The organism is Myxococcus sp. MxC21-1 (assembly GCF_032612255.1).
Taxonomy (GTDB): domain Bacteria; phylum Myxococcota; class Myxococcia; order Myxococcales; family Myxococcaceae; genus Myxococcus; species Myxococcus virescens.
Map to the genome: position 1 here is coordinate 5,065,680 of NZ_CP123278.1, position 18,137 is coordinate 5,083,816.

5 protein-coding genes and 1 pseudogene are annotated in these 18,137 nt (G+C 69.4%); all 6 read right to left on the bottom strand.

Annotated features, from left to right (window positions below; genetic code table 11):
* Positions 1–4: 4 nt before the first annotated feature.
* Positions 5–5,535 (bottom strand): annotated as a pseudogene (locus QEG98_RS22625) (type I polyketide synthase).
* Between the two features lie 75 nt (positions 5,536–5,610).
* On the bottom strand, positions 5,611–6,081 hold the full coding sequence (locus QEG98_RS22630) for a hypothetical protein (RefSeq protein ID WP_244171813.1): 471 nt from the start codon (positions 6,079–6,081) through the stop codon (positions 5,611–5,613).
* Complete coding sequence (locus QEG98_RS22635) at positions 6,081–7,244, bottom strand: ArsA family ATPase (protein ID WP_316562783.1); 1,164 nt, start codon at positions 7,242–7,244, stop codon at positions 6,081–6,083. The genes QEG98_RS22630 and QEG98_RS22635 overlap by 1 nt, the downstream gene beginning before the upstream one ends.
* 18 nt (positions 7,245–7,262) lie before the next feature.
* Positions 7,263–8,342 carry a patatin-like phospholipase family protein gene (locus tag QEG98_RS22640; protein WP_090490719.1) on the bottom strand — a complete coding sequence of 360 codons (1,080 nt, stop codon included), beginning with the start codon at positions 8,340–8,342 and terminating at the stop codon, positions 7,263–7,265.
* Complete coding sequence (locus QEG98_RS22645) at positions 8,342–12,649, bottom strand: amino acid adenylation domain-containing protein (protein WP_316562784.1); 4,308 nt, start codon at positions 12,647–12,649, stop codon at positions 8,342–8,344. The genes QEG98_RS22640 and QEG98_RS22645 overlap by 1 nt, the downstream gene beginning before the upstream one ends.
* Complete coding sequence (locus QEG98_RS22650; RefSeq protein ID WP_316562785.1) at positions 12,646–18,135, bottom strand: type I polyketide synthase; 5,490 nt, start codon at positions 18,133–18,135, stop codon at positions 12,646–12,648. The genes QEG98_RS22645 and QEG98_RS22650 overlap by 4 nt, the downstream gene beginning before the upstream one ends.
* Positions 18,136–18,137 lie beyond the last annotated feature (2 nt).

The following is an 18,137-nucleotide window of genomic DNA, read 5'->3' on the forward strand; positions in this document are numbered from 1 at the left end:
CCGCTCAGCGGCCCCGGCGCAGCATGGCCTGGACGGTGTCATCGTCCAGGCTGTCCACATCCGCCAGGAGCGACTCCAGCTCCGCGTCCTCGGGCGCCTCCTCCACGGGCGCGGCTGCCTCTTCCTTCAGGCCCAGGACCTCGGCCGCCAGGTAGTCCACCAGCCCGTTGACGGTCGGGTTGTCGAAGGCCACCGTCGCGGGCAGCGAGGTGCCCAGGCTCCGCTGCAGGACGTTGCGCAGCTCCACGGACATCAGCGAGTCCATGCCGAACTCGAAGAAGCCCTGGTTCGGGTCCAGTGGCTCCGTCGTGGGACGCCCCAACACGCCGTTGACCAGCTCGCCCACGTGCGCGCGCAAGGCACCGCGCCGCTCCTTGGGCTCGAGCCGCTCCAGGCGCTGGCGAATCCCCTCGCTCGCCGCGGGGCTGGCCTTCTCGATGAAGGCCTCGAACAGCGGCGAACGCCCGCGCCGCCCGAGCACCGCCCAGTCCACGGGCAGGACACCGAGCTGACCGCTCAGCCCAAGGGACTGCTCGAACACCTGGAGGCCATCCTCCGGAGGAATCACGCCGAAGCCCAGCTGCTCCATGCGGCGTCGAATCTGCTCCTCCGCCGCAGCGCCCACCTCTGCCCAGGCGCCCCAGTTGAGGCTCAGGGCGGGCAATCCGTCGGCCTGGCGGGAGCAGGCCAGCGCATCCAGGAAGGCATTCGCGGCCACATAGTTGGCCTGTCCCGCCGATCCGATGAGCGACGCCGCCGAGGAGAACACGACGAAGAAGTCCAGCGCCGTGCATTGCAACGCACGGTGGAGGTTCCACCCACCGGAGACCTTGGGCGCGAAGGCCTTGGCCAGCCGCTCCGGCGTCATCTGCACGAAGAGGCCGTCATCGATGACGCCCGCGGAGTGGATGACGCCACGCAGGGGCGGCACGCGTCCTGAGAGCCCGGCGAGGACGCGCTCCACGTCGGCGGCCACGGCCACGTCGCCCTGCACGCAATGGATGGTGACGCCGCGCTGCTCCAACGCTTCCAGTCGAGTGCGCGCCTCGGGCCCGGCTCACGCCGCCCCATCAGGACCAGGTGGCGCGCTCCGCGTTCCACCAGCCGCTCCGCGACGATGAGCCCCAGTCCGCCAAGGCCACCCGTGACGAGGTAGCTCGCGTCCGGCTTCAGCGCGGGCTCGCCGCTCGCTCCACGGAGCTTCCGGCTGCGCACCAACCGGGGCACGCGACGCGTGGTTCCGCGAAACGCGAGTTCGTCCTCGGCACTCGCACCGAGCAGCTCCGCATGAAGCTGGGCGACTTCGTGCTCGGACGCACTGGCATCCAGGTCCACACGCCGGCAATGGAGGTCCGGATGCTCGCGGGTGATGGACTTGCCCAGGCCCCAGAGAACCGAACTCCCCAGGTGGGTGATGCGCTCCTTCTCCGAGGTCGCCTGGGCACCGCGAGTCACCAACCAGAGCGAGGTGCTCTTTCCCTTGGCCTCGACGAGCGCCTGGGCGAGCGCGAGCACCCGCGTGCCGTGTCCAAGGGCCTGCGCGGGGACGTCGTCTCCACCACCTTCCAGGCTCCACAGGTCGATGACATGCAGGGGCCCTTGCAGCGCCTCCGGGCGCAACTGGCCCAGGAGCGCGAGCGCCGAATCGCGGCCATCGACCGTGGCTCGCGCGCCAGCAGGGACCGTCACCACGTGCCAGCCTTGCTTCGTCAGTCGCTCGGCCAGGCGCGCGCCCAGCCCCGCCGCGTCGGCGAGGATGAGGCACTGTGTCCCGGCGTGCGCCGCCTCCGCCCCTGCCGCCGGGGCTTCCAGCGGCCGGGCCTGCCACTCCAGCTCGTACAGCCAGTTCTGGTAGCGCTTGCTCTTCGCGCCCAGGAGGCCCTCCCGGGTGATGCGCCGCAGCAGCAGCTTCTCCACCGTGGCCACGCGCTCCCCATCCGCCGTGAGCAACTGGATGTCGCACACGTAGCCGGGACCCTTCGGGTCATCACTCCGCGCCAGGGTCGCATGGGCCCACACCTCCCCCAGCCCGCCGCGCTGCACCTGCACCTTGCCGACCCCCACGGGGAGGTAGGCGGCATCCCCTTCCTCGTCGAGCACCGCGCCCACCATCTGGAAGCACGCATCCAGGAGCGCGGGCTGAAGCTGGTACTGCCCCGCGTCCGCCGCAGCGCTGCCCGACAGGGCCAGGCGCCCCAGCACCGCGTTCTCACCCCGCCAGAGCGACTGGATGCCTCGGAAGCTGGGGCCATACGCGAGCCCCGCCTGCCCCAGCTTCGCGTAGTAGCCCTCCACCAGCACCTCGCGAGTCAGCGAGGCCCGCAGACGCTCCACGTCGACACGCTCGGCTGGCGCGGCCGTCATCGCGGAGAGCTTTCCGTGGGCATGGAGGATCCACGCGGGCTCACCCTCTCCCGTGCGCTCCTCCTGGCTGTGGATTTCAAAGCGCCCGGCGCGCTCGCCTTCCGGCGAGTAGAGCAGGTGCACCCGGCGCGTCCCTTCCTCCGGAAGGAAGAGGGCCTGCGAGAAGGTGATTTCGTCCACCGCCCCACCCGCCGCACCGAAGAGCGAAGCGCCCGCGGAGAGCCCCATCTCCACGTAGGCCGCGCCCGGCATCAGAATCTGTCCGTAGACGCCATGGTCCTTCAGGAAGGCGGGCTTCGCGGCGCCCACGGAGGACTCGAACTGCCGCACCTGTGAAGGCGACGCGTGCGGATGGCCCAGGAGCGGATGTCCTCCCGTGGCCCCTGCCTCCGGCGCGGAGCTCACGCCCGGGATGTCCCAGGTGGACCCGTTGAGGTCCATCCAGTGATTGCGCCGCTGGAAGGGATAGACGGGCAACGCGACCTTGTGGCGCTCGCGCCCCTGGTCCACGCCCCGCCAGTCCACGGGCACGCCCGCGACGTGAAGGGCCGCGAGCCCCTCCAGCATCTGCTGCCAGTCCGAGCGCTCCGGCCTCAAGCTGCCCACCCAGAGCGTGTCCTCCTGCGTGATGCAGGACTGGCCCATGGTCACCAGCGTGGGCTTCGGGCCGACCTCCAGGAAGGCCTTCACGCCGGCCTGCTCCAGCGTCTGCATGCCTCGGGCGAACATCACCGGCTCACGAAGATGCTGCACCCAGTACCCGGGCGTCAGGATTTCCTTCCCCGCCTCGTGCCCGCTCAGGTTCGAGATCAGCGGGACGGACGGAGGCTGGAGCTTCACCTTCGCCACGGCCTTGGAGAACGCGTCGAGGATGGGGTCCATCAACGCGGAGTGGAACGCGTGCGAGACGCGCAGCATCGTTCCGCGCTTGCCCTTCCGCGTCAGCTCGGCCACGCATTCATTGACGGCGGCCTCGCGCCCCGAAATCACCACGTTGCGGGGGCCGTTGAGGGCCGCGATGGAGACCTGCCCGTCGTACCGGGAGAGCAGCGCCTCCACCTCCGCGGCCTCCGCGGACACGGCGGCCATCGTCCCGCCCGCGGGCAGGGACTGCATCAGCCGGGCGCGCGTGGCGATGAGCTCCAATCCTTCTTCCAGGGTGAAGACGCCGGCCACGCAGGCCGCCACGAACTCACCCACGGAGTGCCCCATCACGAAGTCCGGGCGGAGGCCCCACTGCATCCACACCTGCGCCAGGGCGTACTCGAGCGCGAACAACGCGGGTTGGGTGAAGCCCGTCTCATCCAGCCGGGCTCGCGCCTGCGCGTCCCGCTCGGCGGGGTGCAGCAGGTCGATGAGCGACTGGCCCATCAACGGCTTCAGCACCGCGTCGCAACGCAGGAGCGTCTTGCGGAAGGTGGGCTCGGTGCGGAAGAGCTCCTCCCCCATGCCCAGCCACTGCGCGCCCTGCCCGGTGAACAGGAAGGCCAGCCGGGGCTCCCCGTCCGCCTTCCCGCGCAGCACCGACGATGACGTCTGCCCGGACAGGAAGGACGTCAGCTGCGCCTGCATGGCCTCCTGTGAGCTTCCCAGCACCGCCAGCCGGTGCCGGAAGGCATCCCGCCCGGTGTTCGCGGTGAAGCAGATGTCCTCCAGCGACTGTGACGCGAGCCCCGGGCCGCCGAGCGTCTGCGCGTAGCGCTGCGCCAGCTCGTTCAGCGCCTGGGGGCTGCGCGCGGACAGCGTCAGGACGTGTATCGGCCGCGGCGTCGCGTCCGGCGTCCGGGCAGGCGCGGGCGGAGCTTCCTCGATGAGGACATGCGCGTTGACGCCGCTGAGCCCGAAGCCGCTGACACCGGCCACGCGGGGCTTGTCGCCCTTGGGCCACGGCGTCACCTGCGTGGGGATGGCGAGCTGCAGCTGCTGCCAGTCCACGGCCGGGTTGGGCGTACGGAAGTGCAGGTGCGGAGGAATCTCGTTCTGTCCCAGCGACAGCACGACCTTGATCATCCCCGCGGCACCCGCGGCGGACTCCAGGTGCCCGAGGTTCGTCTTCGCGGAGCCGACGAGCAACGGGGCGTCCGCGCCGCGCCCATGCCGGAGCACCGCGTCCAGCGCCCGCAGCTCAATCGGGTCGCCCAGCGGTGTCCCCGTGCCATGGGCCTCGATGTAGTTCACGTCCGCTGGAGCCAGGCTCGCCGACTCCAGCGCCTTGCGCAGCAGCTTCTCCTGCGCGGGCCCGTTGGGAACCGTCAGGCCGCCGCTGAGCCCGTCATGGTTCACCGCGGAGCCACGGATGACGGCGAGGATGCGGTCCTTGTCCCGCTGCGCATCCGAGAGCCGCTTGAGCACCAGGACGCCGCAGCCTTCGCCGCGCCCGTAGCCATTGGCGGACGCATCGAATGTCTTCGAGCGCCCATCCGGCGCCAGCGCCCGCATCTTCGACAGGACGATGTTGTTGTCCGGCCGGAGAATCACGTTCACCCCGCCCGCGAGCGCCAGCGAACACTCTCCCTGCCGCAGCGCCTGACAGGCCAGGTGGGCGGAGACGAGCGCCGAGGAGCACGCGGTCGCGACCACCATGGACGGCCCCTGGAGGCCCAGCACGTAGGACACACGGCCCGCGGAGAAGCTCAGCTCGTTCCCGGTCCCCATGTACGGCAGGTCCCGTGTCTGCACCGCGTTGAAGGGAACGCGCCCGTAGTCACTGCTCAGGAAGCCGACATAGACGCCCGTGTCGCTGCCCACCAGGGAGCCCGGGGCGATTCCGGCGTCCTCCAGGGCTTCCCAGGACACCTCCAGCATCAAGCGCTGCTGCGGGTCGACGTAGTTCGCCTCGCGCGGCGACAGGCCGAAGAACTCGCTGTCGAATCCGGCGATGGGTTGGTTGAGGAACCCACCCTCACGGACCACCATCTTCCAGCCCGCGTCCGGGTCCGCTGCGTAGTACGCATCCACGTCCCAGCGGTCCGGCGGGACGGTGCTCACGGCATCGACGCCGCCGCGCAGCAGCTCCCAATAGGCGCGCGGGTCGTTCGCGCCGCCGGGGAACCTGCACCCCATGCCGATGACGGCGATGGGCTCCGAGCGCGCGCGCTCCAATCCATCCACGCGCGCCCGGAGGGTCTTGATGGCCAATGCCGCCCGTTGCAAGGGCGTCATCGACTCCATCGAGAGAGCATTCTCCTCGTTGGACATCCTCACTCGAATGGACTCATCCGACACTGCCCACCCCTTTCGCTTCGACTAGCTGATGGAGATCTTTTCCAGCGGTTCCGGTGCAGGGCTGGACGCAGCGGCCGGGCTGCTTGAATCCGGGGAGGTGGCGCTCTCCGGAGGCGCACGGCGGTCACTGGGCCGGGCGCCAGCCTCGGAACCCGTCGTCCCCTTCGGCCGCTTCGCGAGGATCAGGTCCCCCGCCTTCTGGAGCACGTCGCCAAACGACACGCCGGACCGGTGCGGCTGGCCCGCCGCCGGAGCCGTGTGCGCCTGCTTCGCCCGGTCCTCGATGGCCGCGTCGATGTGCTGCAGCTCGTGAATCTGCGCATCGAGGATGTGCGCGACGCCCTTGAGCGCCTCCTGCTTCGCGCGGAAGAGCTGCTGCACCAGGCCTCGCCCGCCCGGAATCAGGGCGTTGGTGAGCTCGGCGAACCGAGCGCCGTACTCCGGCGAAGCGCCAAAGGAACCCTGCGGATAACGATCATCTTGCGTGGACATCAAACACCTCTTTCTGTTTGGAAACTCACGATGAGCCGGTCACCCTCCATGCGGGCGCCCGACGTCGGGAGGAGTGCAATCATCCGAGGCAACACGACGTTGCGCCGGACGGCCCCGACCTGGATGACGAACTCCGCGCCGCGGCGGGAGAGCTCGACATCGCTCTTCGCCACGAAGGGGAGCCGCACCTCCAGCGAGTACGCATCCACTGCGTCCTTGCGGATGCCCAGGGCAGGCTGCGGGGCCGTGAGACGGACAGGGTCCTCTCCCTGGTAGAGCTGCTCCGCGAAGACCTCCAGCGGCTTCTCCCCCACCACCTCCGTGGACTGGTGCGGGACCTTCAACACCAGCAGCGACGAAAACGCGCGCTGGAGCTTCTCGACGTGTGGCTGCTGCGTCCGCACCGGGTCGGAGCCGGCGTCGGCGGCTTCCGGTGCGAGTCGGTTGATGACGACGCAGTCCACCGCGAGGCCCAGCAGGCTGAAGTACGTGTACGCCCGCTGCGCCTCCTGTCCGGACACCGTGTCCGCGGTGGTCACCAGCCGGAGGGTCGTCACCTCCGGGTCGTGCAGCAGCGCGTCCACGGCGTTCAGCCGGTCGCGAACCTCCAGGCTCGCGTCCGCGCCGTGGAGGCACGCCGCCAGCAGGCGTGCCTTGCGCCCCGGCTGCGTGGGGGTCTGCTGCTTGCGTGCGTACCAGCTCATCGCTGGCACGGTGTTGAGCAACTGCAGGGCGGTGCGGGTGGACGGGCAATCCACGATGACGAGGTCGTGCTGCTGCTCGCGGAGGTACTCGCCCAGCCGGAGGAGCATGACGACGTGGGCCGCCTCGGCCGTCATCGCCACCTCCTCCGCGTTCACGCGCTCCGGCCCGCCATCCACGAGCGCGGCCAGTCCGCCCTGGCCTCCGTTCCATCCCCGGCGGAGCTCTTCGCCAACGTCCACCTCGTGGAAGGACAGGTGGTCGTTGACGCCCACGGGAACGCCCCGGGGGCCAGCGAAGAGTGGACTCTCGACGCCCATGGCGGCGCTGAGGCCGCGAGACAGGTCGAACGAAAGCACGAGGGTCCGAAGCCCCCGGCGGGAAGCCGCGAGCCCCGTCGCGGCCGCCACCGTGGTCTTCCCGGAGCCGCCGGTACCGGAGACAAGAATGATCCTGGCCATCTCAATCCACCTCTCGCGCTAGGCCGCCTTGGCCGCGTCAGACACCCAGCCCGACTTCCCGAGCCACGTCTGCGCACGGTTGAGCTGCGAGACGGTGGACTGGGTGCTCAGCAGGCTCTGGACGGTGGACTCCACCTGCTTGAGGTTCGCCGCGGAGAGCGTCTGGTCCACCACGGGATTCAGGCGGAAGTACTTCTTCCGAAGAATCATGCGGCACTGGTAGTCCGCCGCGTCCGAGCCGGCCTCCAGCATCATCTTCACGAGCACCATGGGGTCGTGGAAGTCCAGCAGCCACTTGGAGAAGCCCCAGTTGGCCACGCCCTTGCAGAAGTGCGGCGTGAGGTACGACGACATGCAGCCGTTGCCCACCGACATCATCAGGATGTTCGTCAGGTCGGGCGGCTCCGTCTCCAGCGTCTCCACCTTCTCCGAGCGGCTCTTGCGGGTGATGTTGTTGATGATCTGCGCCAGCGCCACCAGCGACGGGTTGTTGGCGAAGATGCCGCCGTCGACGTAGCCGCTGCCCTGCTCCCGGATGCCCTGGTAGACGGGATAGGAGAGCGGAGGCGAACCGCTGCGCATCAGCACGTCCACCACCAGCTCGTTGTGGTCGGAGTCGTTGTCCGGACCGGTGTTATGGAAGATCTTGGCCTTCCAGGTCCGCAGCGACTTGCGGTGGCCGTCGAGCTGGAAGGACGGCAGCGCCACCTTCCGCTTCAGGTCTCCCAGGCGCAACGTGGCGCCGAAGTAGCTGCAGAAGAAGTCGCGCATGTAGCTGGAGTCGAGCAGCGCGGCGTTGCCCGTCAGCGCCATGGCCGTCCGCCCCAGCGACACCGCCTTGCGGTTCATCTGGACGACCTCCCCCCAGAAGTCGAGGATCTTGGGGAAGGCGTCATCGGGGTTCTCGTAGGTGGCGAAGAACGCGGCGTTGAAGGACCCCGCGGACGTGCCGGAGAACAGCTCCACGTCGTTCAGCAGGCTCTGCCCGCCTCCGCGGCTGGTCAGCGTCTCCTTCAACGATTTGAGCAAGCCCGCGGTGACATACCCCTCACCGCCGGAAATAGACGTACCATCCATTGCTAGGACTCGGTGCGGCATTACATGACCTCCATGGGGAGCTGCGCAGCCAGCCCCGTTGCTGGCATTTCCGCCCGAGACATTTCTGCGATTGGCGGGAGCGGCAAAACCCTATCCAGACATTTCTGTATTTCAATTGCAAGCACGGCGACATTCCGTTCATCCATGATGAGCGTCATGTGATTGCCTGGAACCGGTATCACTTCCGTCCCCGCGAGCGCGAATCTGCGCACACTGTCGACGAGCGGATCGCCCCCAATCGTCACCGGACCCGTCCTGAAAAGTGTGGCGGAGCCTCCATACGAAGAGAACGTATAGAGTTGCTCCGAACGGCGTGTTGCCAGGAAATTCCGGGCCGTCAGCGCGCTGTCTCGCAAGAAACGCCACAGGTATGAATACTGCCCATCTGTATCCCGACGAAGCAGGTCTGCCCATGACTCGGGCAGGCTGATTCCCATCCATTCGCCTATCAATCTCAGGCTGGCGTAGTCCCGCGGCATCTGGGCCTCCCCCAGCACCTTGATGAGCTGGGAGCCCGCGGGAATCTCCTGCGGGGTACCGTCGTGCCCGGCCAGCCGGTCCAGCGCCGCACCGTCAATCAAGCCGAGCAGCGCCACCTGTTCCCCGAGCGCTTCGAGCTGCCGCGCCATTTCACAGACGACGAGCCCTCCGTAGGACCAGCCCGCAATCCGGTACGGCCCGCGCGGCTGGACCTGCCGCAGGGCCGCCACATACAGCGCGGCGGTGTCCTCGATGGTCTCCGGTGGCAGCTGGTCGTCCATGACGCCAGGCATCTGGAAGCCGAACACGGGCTGCTCCGCGTCCAGGTGGCGGGCCAGGGCGACGTAGACGGCCGGGCTGCCAGCGGACGGCGGGGCGAGGAACAGCGGCGGTTTGTGTCCCAGGGGCTTCAGCGCCACCACACAGGCGGGCAGCTGGCGAATCAGCGCGGTGACCTTGCTGGAGTGTTCGTCAATCCAGTGCGCCAGGGCCTCCACGGAGGGCCGGTCGAACACCTCGTTGAGGGGCACCTCGATGCCCAGCTTCGCGGAGATGCGCGAGATGAGCGTGACGGCGAGGAGCGAGTGGCCTCCCAGCTCGAAGAAGCTGTCGGTGGGCGCCACGGCGCTCAGGCCCAGGAGTTCGCCGAACAGCGCCTGGAGCTGCCGCTCCGTCTCGGTCCGCGCTTCCGTGCGGGTCAGCGCGCTGGCGACGGGGGCCTCGGACACCCCGGGTGGGAGCGCCTTGCGGTCAATCTTCCCGCTGGGCGTCAGCGGCAGCTCGGGCAGGACCGCGATGACCTCCGGCATCATGTACTCGGGCAACACCTCACGCAGGGACTTGCGCAGCTCCGCCCTCAGGTCACCGTTCTCCATCGACTGGGGCTGCACGTAGGCCACCAGGCGCGGTGCCCCGCTGGGAAGGCGTTGCAGGAGCACCGCGGCCTGGACGACGTCGGGATGGCGGCCCAGCGCGGCCTCCACCTCTCCCGCCTCGACGCGGTGACCGCGAATCTTGAGCTGGTCGTCCTGGCGGCCCAGGTATTCGATGCGGCCGTCGGAGAGGTACCGTGCGTGGTCCCCCGTGCGGTAGAGCCGCGAGCCCTCGAGCCCCCCGTCGAAGGGGTTGGGCACGAAGCGCTCCGCCGTCAGGTCCGGCCGGCGCAGATAGCCTCGGGCCAGCCCGACGCCGCCGATGTACAGCTCGCCGGGTACGCCAACGGGCACGGGCTGGAGGTACCGGTCCAGGATGTACAACCGCATGTGCGGGATGGGCCGGCCAATGGGCACCCGCTCTGGAGGGGGTGTTCCATCCGGCAGCAGTGTCTCGAAGCAGCACGCCACCGCGGCCTCGGTGGGGCCATACTCGTTGATGACGCGCGTGGGGATACCCTGCTCCCGCCACGGGGCCAGGTCCACGCCGTGCAGCCCTTCCCCGCCCAGCACCACCGCATGGGTGCGGCCGAGCACCTCGCGCGTGCGCCCCAGGCCGTTGAAGGCTCGCAGGTGCGACGGCGTCATCTTGATGAAGCTGAAGCCCTGCTCGGGGTAGTCCCGGGACGTCAGCTGGTCGATTTCGTGACCGCGCGGCACGAGGAACAGCGCGCGGCCCGCCAGGAGCGGCGCGAAGAGGCTCGTCAGCGTACCGTCGAAGCTGACGGAGCCAATCACCGGGCTCCCCGTCCCTTCGCGAAGCCGGTAGGCGTCCACGCTCCAGCGCAGGTAGTTGACGATGCTCCGGTGCGTGATTTCCGTGCCCTTGGGCCGGCCCGTCGAGCCTGACGTGTAGAGGATGTAGGCCAGTTGTTCGGGGAGAACCTCACGGCGGAGCTGCTGGCCTGGCGCGGCGGGCACGCCCCGAAAGCCTTCGTCCACGTGGAGCGTGACGAAGCCCCCCATGCCCCAGAGGCGCTCGGACAGCTTCGTGGAAGAAATCACCACCCGGGGCCGGGCATCCGCGACGATGTGGCGGAGCCGGTCCACGGGCTCGTCTGCGTCGAGCGCGAGGAACGCGCCCCCTGCCTTCATCACCGCCAGCAGGCTCACGATGAGCTCCGCCGAACGGTCCAGGTAGACGCCGACCACCACCTCCGGTCCCACGTCCCAATCCTGGAGTGACGCCGCGACCCGGTCGCTGAGCTGGTCGAGCTCGCCGTAGGTCAGCTCCCAGTCGTCCACGACGACGGCCACCGCATCCGGCGTGCGCAGCGCCTGGGCTTCGATGAGCGCATGGAGGCACGCGCCTTCCGCCTGCGGCGTCCCCGTGTCGTTCCACTGCCGGAGCACGCGCTCGCGGACATCCGCGGGGAGCACGGGCAGCTCGCCCACCGGCCGCTGGGGCTCGGCCACGAGCCCTTCGAGCAGCACCTGGAAGCAGTCCACGTAGTGTTGGATGGTGCCCTGCTCGAAGAGGTCGCGGTTGAACACCATCCGCGCCGACAACCGGTCGCCGTGGTCATCCACGAAGAGGTTGAGGTCGAAGCGCGATGATTCCGCCTCGAACTCGATTGGCCGCATGCGGAGGCCCGTCTCGTCCTGGGCCTCGCCGGAAGCGCGGACCCACGCAAAGACAACCTGGAACAACGGGTTGAAGCCCAGGCTGCGCGCGGGCCTCAGCTCCTCCACGAGCAGGTCGAAGGGCAGGTCCTGGTGAGCGAAGGCATCGAGCACCGTCTCACGCACGCGCTCCAGCACCGCGGCGAACCCCGGGTTGCCGCCGAGGTCCACCCGCATCACCAGGTTGTCCACGAAGAAGCCCACCAACGGCTCCAGCTCCGTGCGCGTCCGGTTGATGGAGTTCGCGCCCAGGACCAGGTCCTCACGCCCTGTGAGGCGGTGCAGGAGCACGAAGAACGCGCTCAGCATCCCCGCGAAGGGCGTGGTGCGGGCCGTGTGGCTCAGTGCCTTCAGGGCGGCGGTGAGCTGGGGGCCCACTTCGAAGCGCACCTCGCCGCCTCGGTTCGACTGCACCTTGGGGCGAGGATGGTCCGTGGGAAGCTCGAGCAGCGGAGGCGCCCCCTCCAGCTTCTTGCGCCAGTAGTCCACCAGCTTCTGGCGAACCTCGCCCTGGAGGTACTCCCGCTGCCAGACGGCGAAGTCGGAGTACTGGAGCGTCAGGGGCGGCAACGGCGAAGGTTGGCCGCTGGCGAAGGCGCCATACAACGTCACGATTTCGCGGACGAGGATGGCCTGTGCCCACACGTCCGCCGCGATGTGGTGCAGGCAGAGCTGGAGGTACTGTCCCTGGGGCCCCCGCTCGATGATGAGCACACGCATCACGGGGCCCGTGGCCAGGTCGAAGGGCCGCTTGCCCTCCCGCTGGAGGAAGGCCTCCACGCCCGCGGGCTCGGAGGCCAGCACCTCGCGCTCGTCGAGCACGCGGAAGTCGAACCGGGGCTCCGGGTCGACAATCTGGACCGGGACGCCCGCGTGCTCGGCATACCGCGTGCGCAGCACCTCATGGCGGCGGATGACCTCGGTGAAACAGCGCTTCACGATGGCCACGTCGAGGTGCCCTTCGACCTGCAACGCCAGCATCAGGTTGTAGGCGGTGCTCCCGGGCTCCAAACGGTCGAGGAACCACAGCCGCGTCTGCCCATAGGAGAGCGGCGCGGGCCCGGTGCGTTGAACCGGGACGATGGGCGCCTCCTCCTGCCCCCGGTCATGGGCACGCAGGAGCTCGAGCAGCTCGGGTTTGTGTTCCGCCAGTGACTGCCGAAGCTCTGGGGTGGCGGCGCCTTTCGGTCCGCGCAGCCTCAGCGCGTCGCCTTCCACCCGGACCTCCAGGCCCCGCCGATTCAGCTCGGCGAGCAATTCCCCCAGGTTCATACCGTCAACTCCTCGATGTCGGCTGCGGCCTCGGCCGCGGGAGCACGCGCGAGCAGCTCCTTGAGCTCGAGCTGGGTGCTCAGCGCATCCACAATCCCGTCGAGCGTGGTGCCGTCGATGAAACGCGCCATGAGCAGGTCCACTCCCAGCTCGCGGCCAATGCGGTTCTTCAGCTCGACCGCGCGCAGCGAATCGAGCCCCATCTCGTTCAAGGAAATCCTCTTCTGGAGGACCTCGTGGTCCGGGGCGAAGCCCAGCAAGGGCCCCAGCCGGCTCTGCACGTACCGTGTCAGCAGCGCGCGCCGGCGCTCCCCGTCCGCCCGCTTCAGCTCGTCCATCAGCTCATGCATCCGCGAAGCCGCCGCGGACCGGGCCTGCTCACGGAGCATCAGCTCGGAGAACAAGGGGCCATGGCCGGGCGAAGGCCCCGCCTCCAGCGAGGAGACGCTGAAGGGCACCACGCCCACCTGCACGGCCCCCTGCTCCAGCAGCTGTTCGAAGACCTGGAGCGCCACTTCGGGTGAGAGGCTGGCGGCATCCGACGCTTCCGGCCGGTCCGCGCTCTTGGCGGCCATGCCCGCGCCCGCCCACCGTCCCCAGTTGATGCTGAGGGCTGGCAGACCCTGGCGGTTCCGGTGATGCGCCAGCGAGTCCAGAACACTGTTCGCCGCCACGTAGTTGGACTGCCCCGCCACGCCCACCAGCGAGGCCGCGGACGAGTACATGACGAAGAGGTCCAGCGGCATCCCGGCCGTGGCGCGGTGCAGGTTCAACGCGCCCTGCACCTTGGGCGCGAACACGCGCGAGAAGCGCTCCGCATCCTGGTGCAGGATGACGCCGTCCTCCAGCACACCCGCCGTGTGGATGATGCCTCGCAGGGACTGGCCCCGCTCGGACACGCCCGCCACCAGCCGCTGCACGTCCTCCTGACGGGAGACATCGGCGCGTACGACGGTGACGCCGACGCCCCGGGCGGTCAGCGCCGCGAGCCGAGCGTTCGCCGCGTCTGTGGGCTCGCTCCGTCCCACCAGCAGCAGGTGCCGCGCCCCGGCCCCCACCAGCCACTCCACCGTCGCGAGCCCCAGCGCCCCCAGGCCTCCCGTGACGAGGTAGACGCCCTCCGGGTGGATACGCACGGGGGCCGCGCGTTCCGGTGGCTTGCCAGGACGCACGAGGCGCGCGCCCAGGAGCCGGCCGCCGCGCAGGGCCATGACGTTCTCCTGCGGCGGCTGCGCCATGAGGTGGAACAAGCGCTCCAGCGACTCGGAGCCCGGCTCCAGGTCGACCATGCGGCACATGAGCTCCGTGTGCTCGATGGCCACCGCGCGGCCGAAGCCCCAGAGCGAGGCCTGAGCAAAGCCCTCCACCGCATCCGTGGACGTGGCGGCCACCGCGCTCTCCGTCACCATCCAGAGGGCAGGCGACTGCGCCCAGCCGGCACGCGCCATCGCTTTCACGAGGTGAAGCGCGCCCACGGTGCTCGACGTCACCGCGCCGGAGAGGGCTTCGGGAGAACGGTCGCCGAGCCCCCACAGGTAGGCCACTGCCGCTGGAGCGGAGACGTCCTGGAGCAGCCGGTCAAAGCCCGCAGCGTCATGGGGGTTCAGCCGGTAGTGGTTGGCGTCGACGCGTTCGTAGGACGCACCGGGCGTGGCCACCACGCAGGTCCACGCGCGTTGCCGCGCCAACGCCCTGACTTCGTCCGCGACGCGGTCCGAATCCACCAGCAACAGCCAGGGCCCGGACTGCGAAGCCACCTGGTCACGCGCGGAGGGCACGGGCTGCTCCCGCCACGCCAGCTCGAAGAGGAGCTCCTGCATCGCCCCCGAGAAGGCCGCCTGGAACGCACGGCGGTCGACCTGCTTCAGCAGCAGACCCTCCACCTCGGCGACGACGGCGCCGTCCTCATCCAGGATGCGGAGGTCGGCGCTCACCAGTCCGTCAGAGAGCGACGTGCGCGCCCCGGTTCGGGCATGCACCCAGATGCTGCTCCCGGGCCGCTTGAACCAACGCAGCCGCTCGATGGCGACCGGAATGCGCCCCTGCCCTTCGCTTCCTACCTGCGCGCCGCCGTCCGTGAACGCCGCCGCCGCCGTCTGGAAGCATGCGTCGAGCAGCAACGGATGCAGCCAGTAGTCCCCCAAACCGATGACGAGCGCATCGGGCAGCCGCACGTGGGCGAGGCATCCCTCCCCGCCGAACCGCAGCGCATCGATGCCTCGGAACGAAGGGCCGTACTCCAACCCACCGCGCGCCATCATGTCGTAGTGCGCGCTGACGGAGCCCTGCCGGGGGAACGCCTGCAACAGCTCCGACTCCAGGGCCACGTTCTCCGGCTGCGTGCGGTACTCGGTGATGCGGCCCTGCGCCAGCCGGGCCCAATTCCGGTCCGCCGTCCCCGTCGTCTGCCCGAAGATTTCAAAGCGGGAGCCCTGCTCCTCGGGCGTCAGCACCGTCTGGACGTCCTGTGACTGTCCCTCGGCGAAGACCAACGCTCGCTCCAGCTCGATGGCCGTGAGCTCCAGAGGTTTCCCGCCGGACGTCGCGTGGTGTGCGGCGCCGAGCACCATCTCGACGTAGCAGGCGGCTGGCAGCACTGGGTTGCCCAGCACACGATGCTCCGCGATGAAGGCGGGCTCGTCCCTGCTCAGCCGGGCCGCGAAGCGCGTTTCCTTCGCTCCCGCGAGCGACAGCGGTGTCCCCGGCAGGGAGTGCGCCTCGCCTCGCGCGGCATCGTCACGCGCCGCAAAGCCCCGGCGATTCTCGGAGCTTTGCAAGTCCATCCAGTAGCGCTCGCGTTGGAAGGGATGCGTCGGCAAGCAGCGCGGGCGCCGCTCGAAAGGCGCATCGAACGCAGCCCAATCCACGTCGAAGCCACGCATGTACAGCTCCGCCACGCTGGAGAGCAGCTGCGCTGTCTCTCCAGTGGACGGACGCAGGCTGGGGAGCCAGCACAGGTCTTCCGACTGGAACGTCCTACGGCCAATGCCAGCCAGGATGGGCGCGGGCCCCAGCTCCAGGTAGGTCCGGTGCCCGTCCTCCCGCGACGCCTCCAGCGCCTTGGCGAAGGCGACGGGCTCTCGAATCTGGCGGCACCAGTAATCGGGCCGGGAGACTTCGTCGCCGACACGCCGGCCCTCCAGCGTGGACACCAGCGGGATGCGCGGTGCCGACAGCGTGAGCCCCTGGAAGGCCTCGGCGAACGGCTTCAGCACGGGCTCCATCTGCGTGGAGTGGAAGGCGTAGGACATCCGTAGACGCTTCGTCTGGATGCCCTGGCTCGACAGCGCCTGCTCCACCTCGGTGATGGCGTCGGGCGTCCCGGAGATGACCACGTCATCAGGGCCGTTGACCGCCGCCAGGGAGGCCGCGCCGGCGTGCGGCGCGATGGCCCGGATCACCGTGTCGAGCGAAGCAGAGACCGCCAGCATCGCGCCTGGGCCCAGCAGCTCGCCAATGAGCCGCGCGCGCGTCACGACCAGACGCAGCGCCTCCTCGATGCTGAACACCCCCGCGACAGCGGCCGCGGCATACTCTCCCAGGCTGTGCCCGATGAGGGCCGCTGGTGTGACGCCCCAGGCACCCCACAGCTCCGCCAGCGCATACTCCAGCGCCACCAGCGCGGGCTGCGCATGGCGCGTGTCCTCCAGGAGCGTCGCGGAAGATTCACCGAAGAGGAGCGCTTCGAGGCTGCAATCGAGCAGGCCCTCCAGCGCCTTCGAGCACCGCTCCACCGCTGCCCGGAACACCGGCTGCGTCTCGAAGAGTTCCCGTCCCACGCCAGGACGAAGCGCGCCCTGCCCCGTGAAGAGGAAGACAGGCCGGGGGCTCTCCGTTCCGCGCAGGGGTTCGCGCGCCGGGCGCAGCTTCTCTTCGCGCAGCCGCGTCAGGTTCGCGCGCAGCTCCGCGGCCGTGGCGCCCGAAACAGCGGCGCGGTGCTCGAACTGGGAGCGGCCCGCGTTCGCCGTGTAGCACCAGTCTCCCAACGTCAGCGGGTCCTCCGGCAGCGCGCGTTCCTGCGCTTCCATCAGCGCTTCGAGCGCGGCTTCGCTCTTCGCCGACAGCGTCAGCACATGGGCCGGGCGCTCCGCGTCCACGCGGGGCCGCGCCAGCACGGGGGCTTCTTCCACGACCATGTGCACGTTGGTGCCGCTGAAGCCGAAGCTGCTGACGCCCGCGATGCGGCGCTTGTCACCGCGCAGCCAGGGCCGCGTGGCCGTGGGGATGGTGACGGGCAGGTCGTCCCAGCGGATGTTCGGATTGGGCCGCTCGAAGTTCAGGTGGGCGGGGATGGCCTCGTTCTGCAACGCGAGCAGGACCTTGATGAGCCCCGCGATGCCGGCGGCGGCCTCCAGGTGCCCGATGTTCGTCTTCACCGAGCCGACGTACAGCGGCTCACCGCGAGCGCCCTTGCGCCCGAAGACGGACCGCAGCGCCTCCATCTCGATGGGGTCACCGAGCAGCGTCCCCGTCCCGTGGGCCTCGATGTAGCCCACCTGGTCCGGCTCCACGCCGCAGCTGTCCAAGGCCGCCCGGATGACGCGCTCCTGCGAGCGTCCGTTCGGCACCATCATCCCGCTGCTGCGGCCGTCATGTGTGACCGCCGAGCCCCGGATGACGCCGAGGATGGCATCGCCCTGGGCCAGCGCGTCCGACAGGCGCTTGAGCACGACGACGCCGCAACCTTCGCCGCGCCCGAAGCCGTCCGCGGAGGCGTCGAACGTCTTGCAGCGGCCATCCGCCGCAAGCATGCGGTTCTGGCACTCCACCATCACCGTGACGGGAGAGAGGTTCAGGTTCGCGCCCGCGGCGAGCGCGAGGTCGCTCTCGTCGTTGCGGAGGCTCTGACAGGCCAGGTGGATGGCGACCGCGGACGACGAGCACGCCGTGTCCACGGAGACCGCGGGCCCCTGAAGGCCCAGCGTGTGGGAGATGCGCCCCGCGGCGACGGACGGGTAGTTGAGCGACGCCGAGTGGAACTCCATGTTCTCGGCGATGCCCAGCAGGTTGTAGTCGTTGTGCATCAGCCCCAGGAAGATGCCGGTGCGGCTCCCGGTGAGGCCGGCGGGCGGAATGCCGGCGCGCTCCAGGGCTCGCCAGCACTCCTCCAGCAACAAGCGCTGCTGTGGGTCCATCCCCTTGGCATCACGCGGCGTGATGCCGAAGAAGCCAGGGTCGAACAGGTCGACACCGTCGATGAAGGCGCCTCGGCGCGTGTACATCTTTCCCGGGACACCGGGCGTGGGGTCGTAGAACGCGTCGACGTCCCAGCGTGAGGCTGGCACCTCCCGTGTCGCGTCGCGGCCCTCGGCGAGCAGCTCCCAGAACGTCTCTGGCAGGTCACCTCCACCGGGGAAGCGACAGGACATGCCCACCACGGCGATGGGCTCGGCCGCCAGCAGCTCCTTCTTCGAGCGCAGCTGGCTCGCGAGGTACGCGAGCTTGACGACAGGCAATTCGGAAATGCGTGTAGATAGTTTCGCCATCA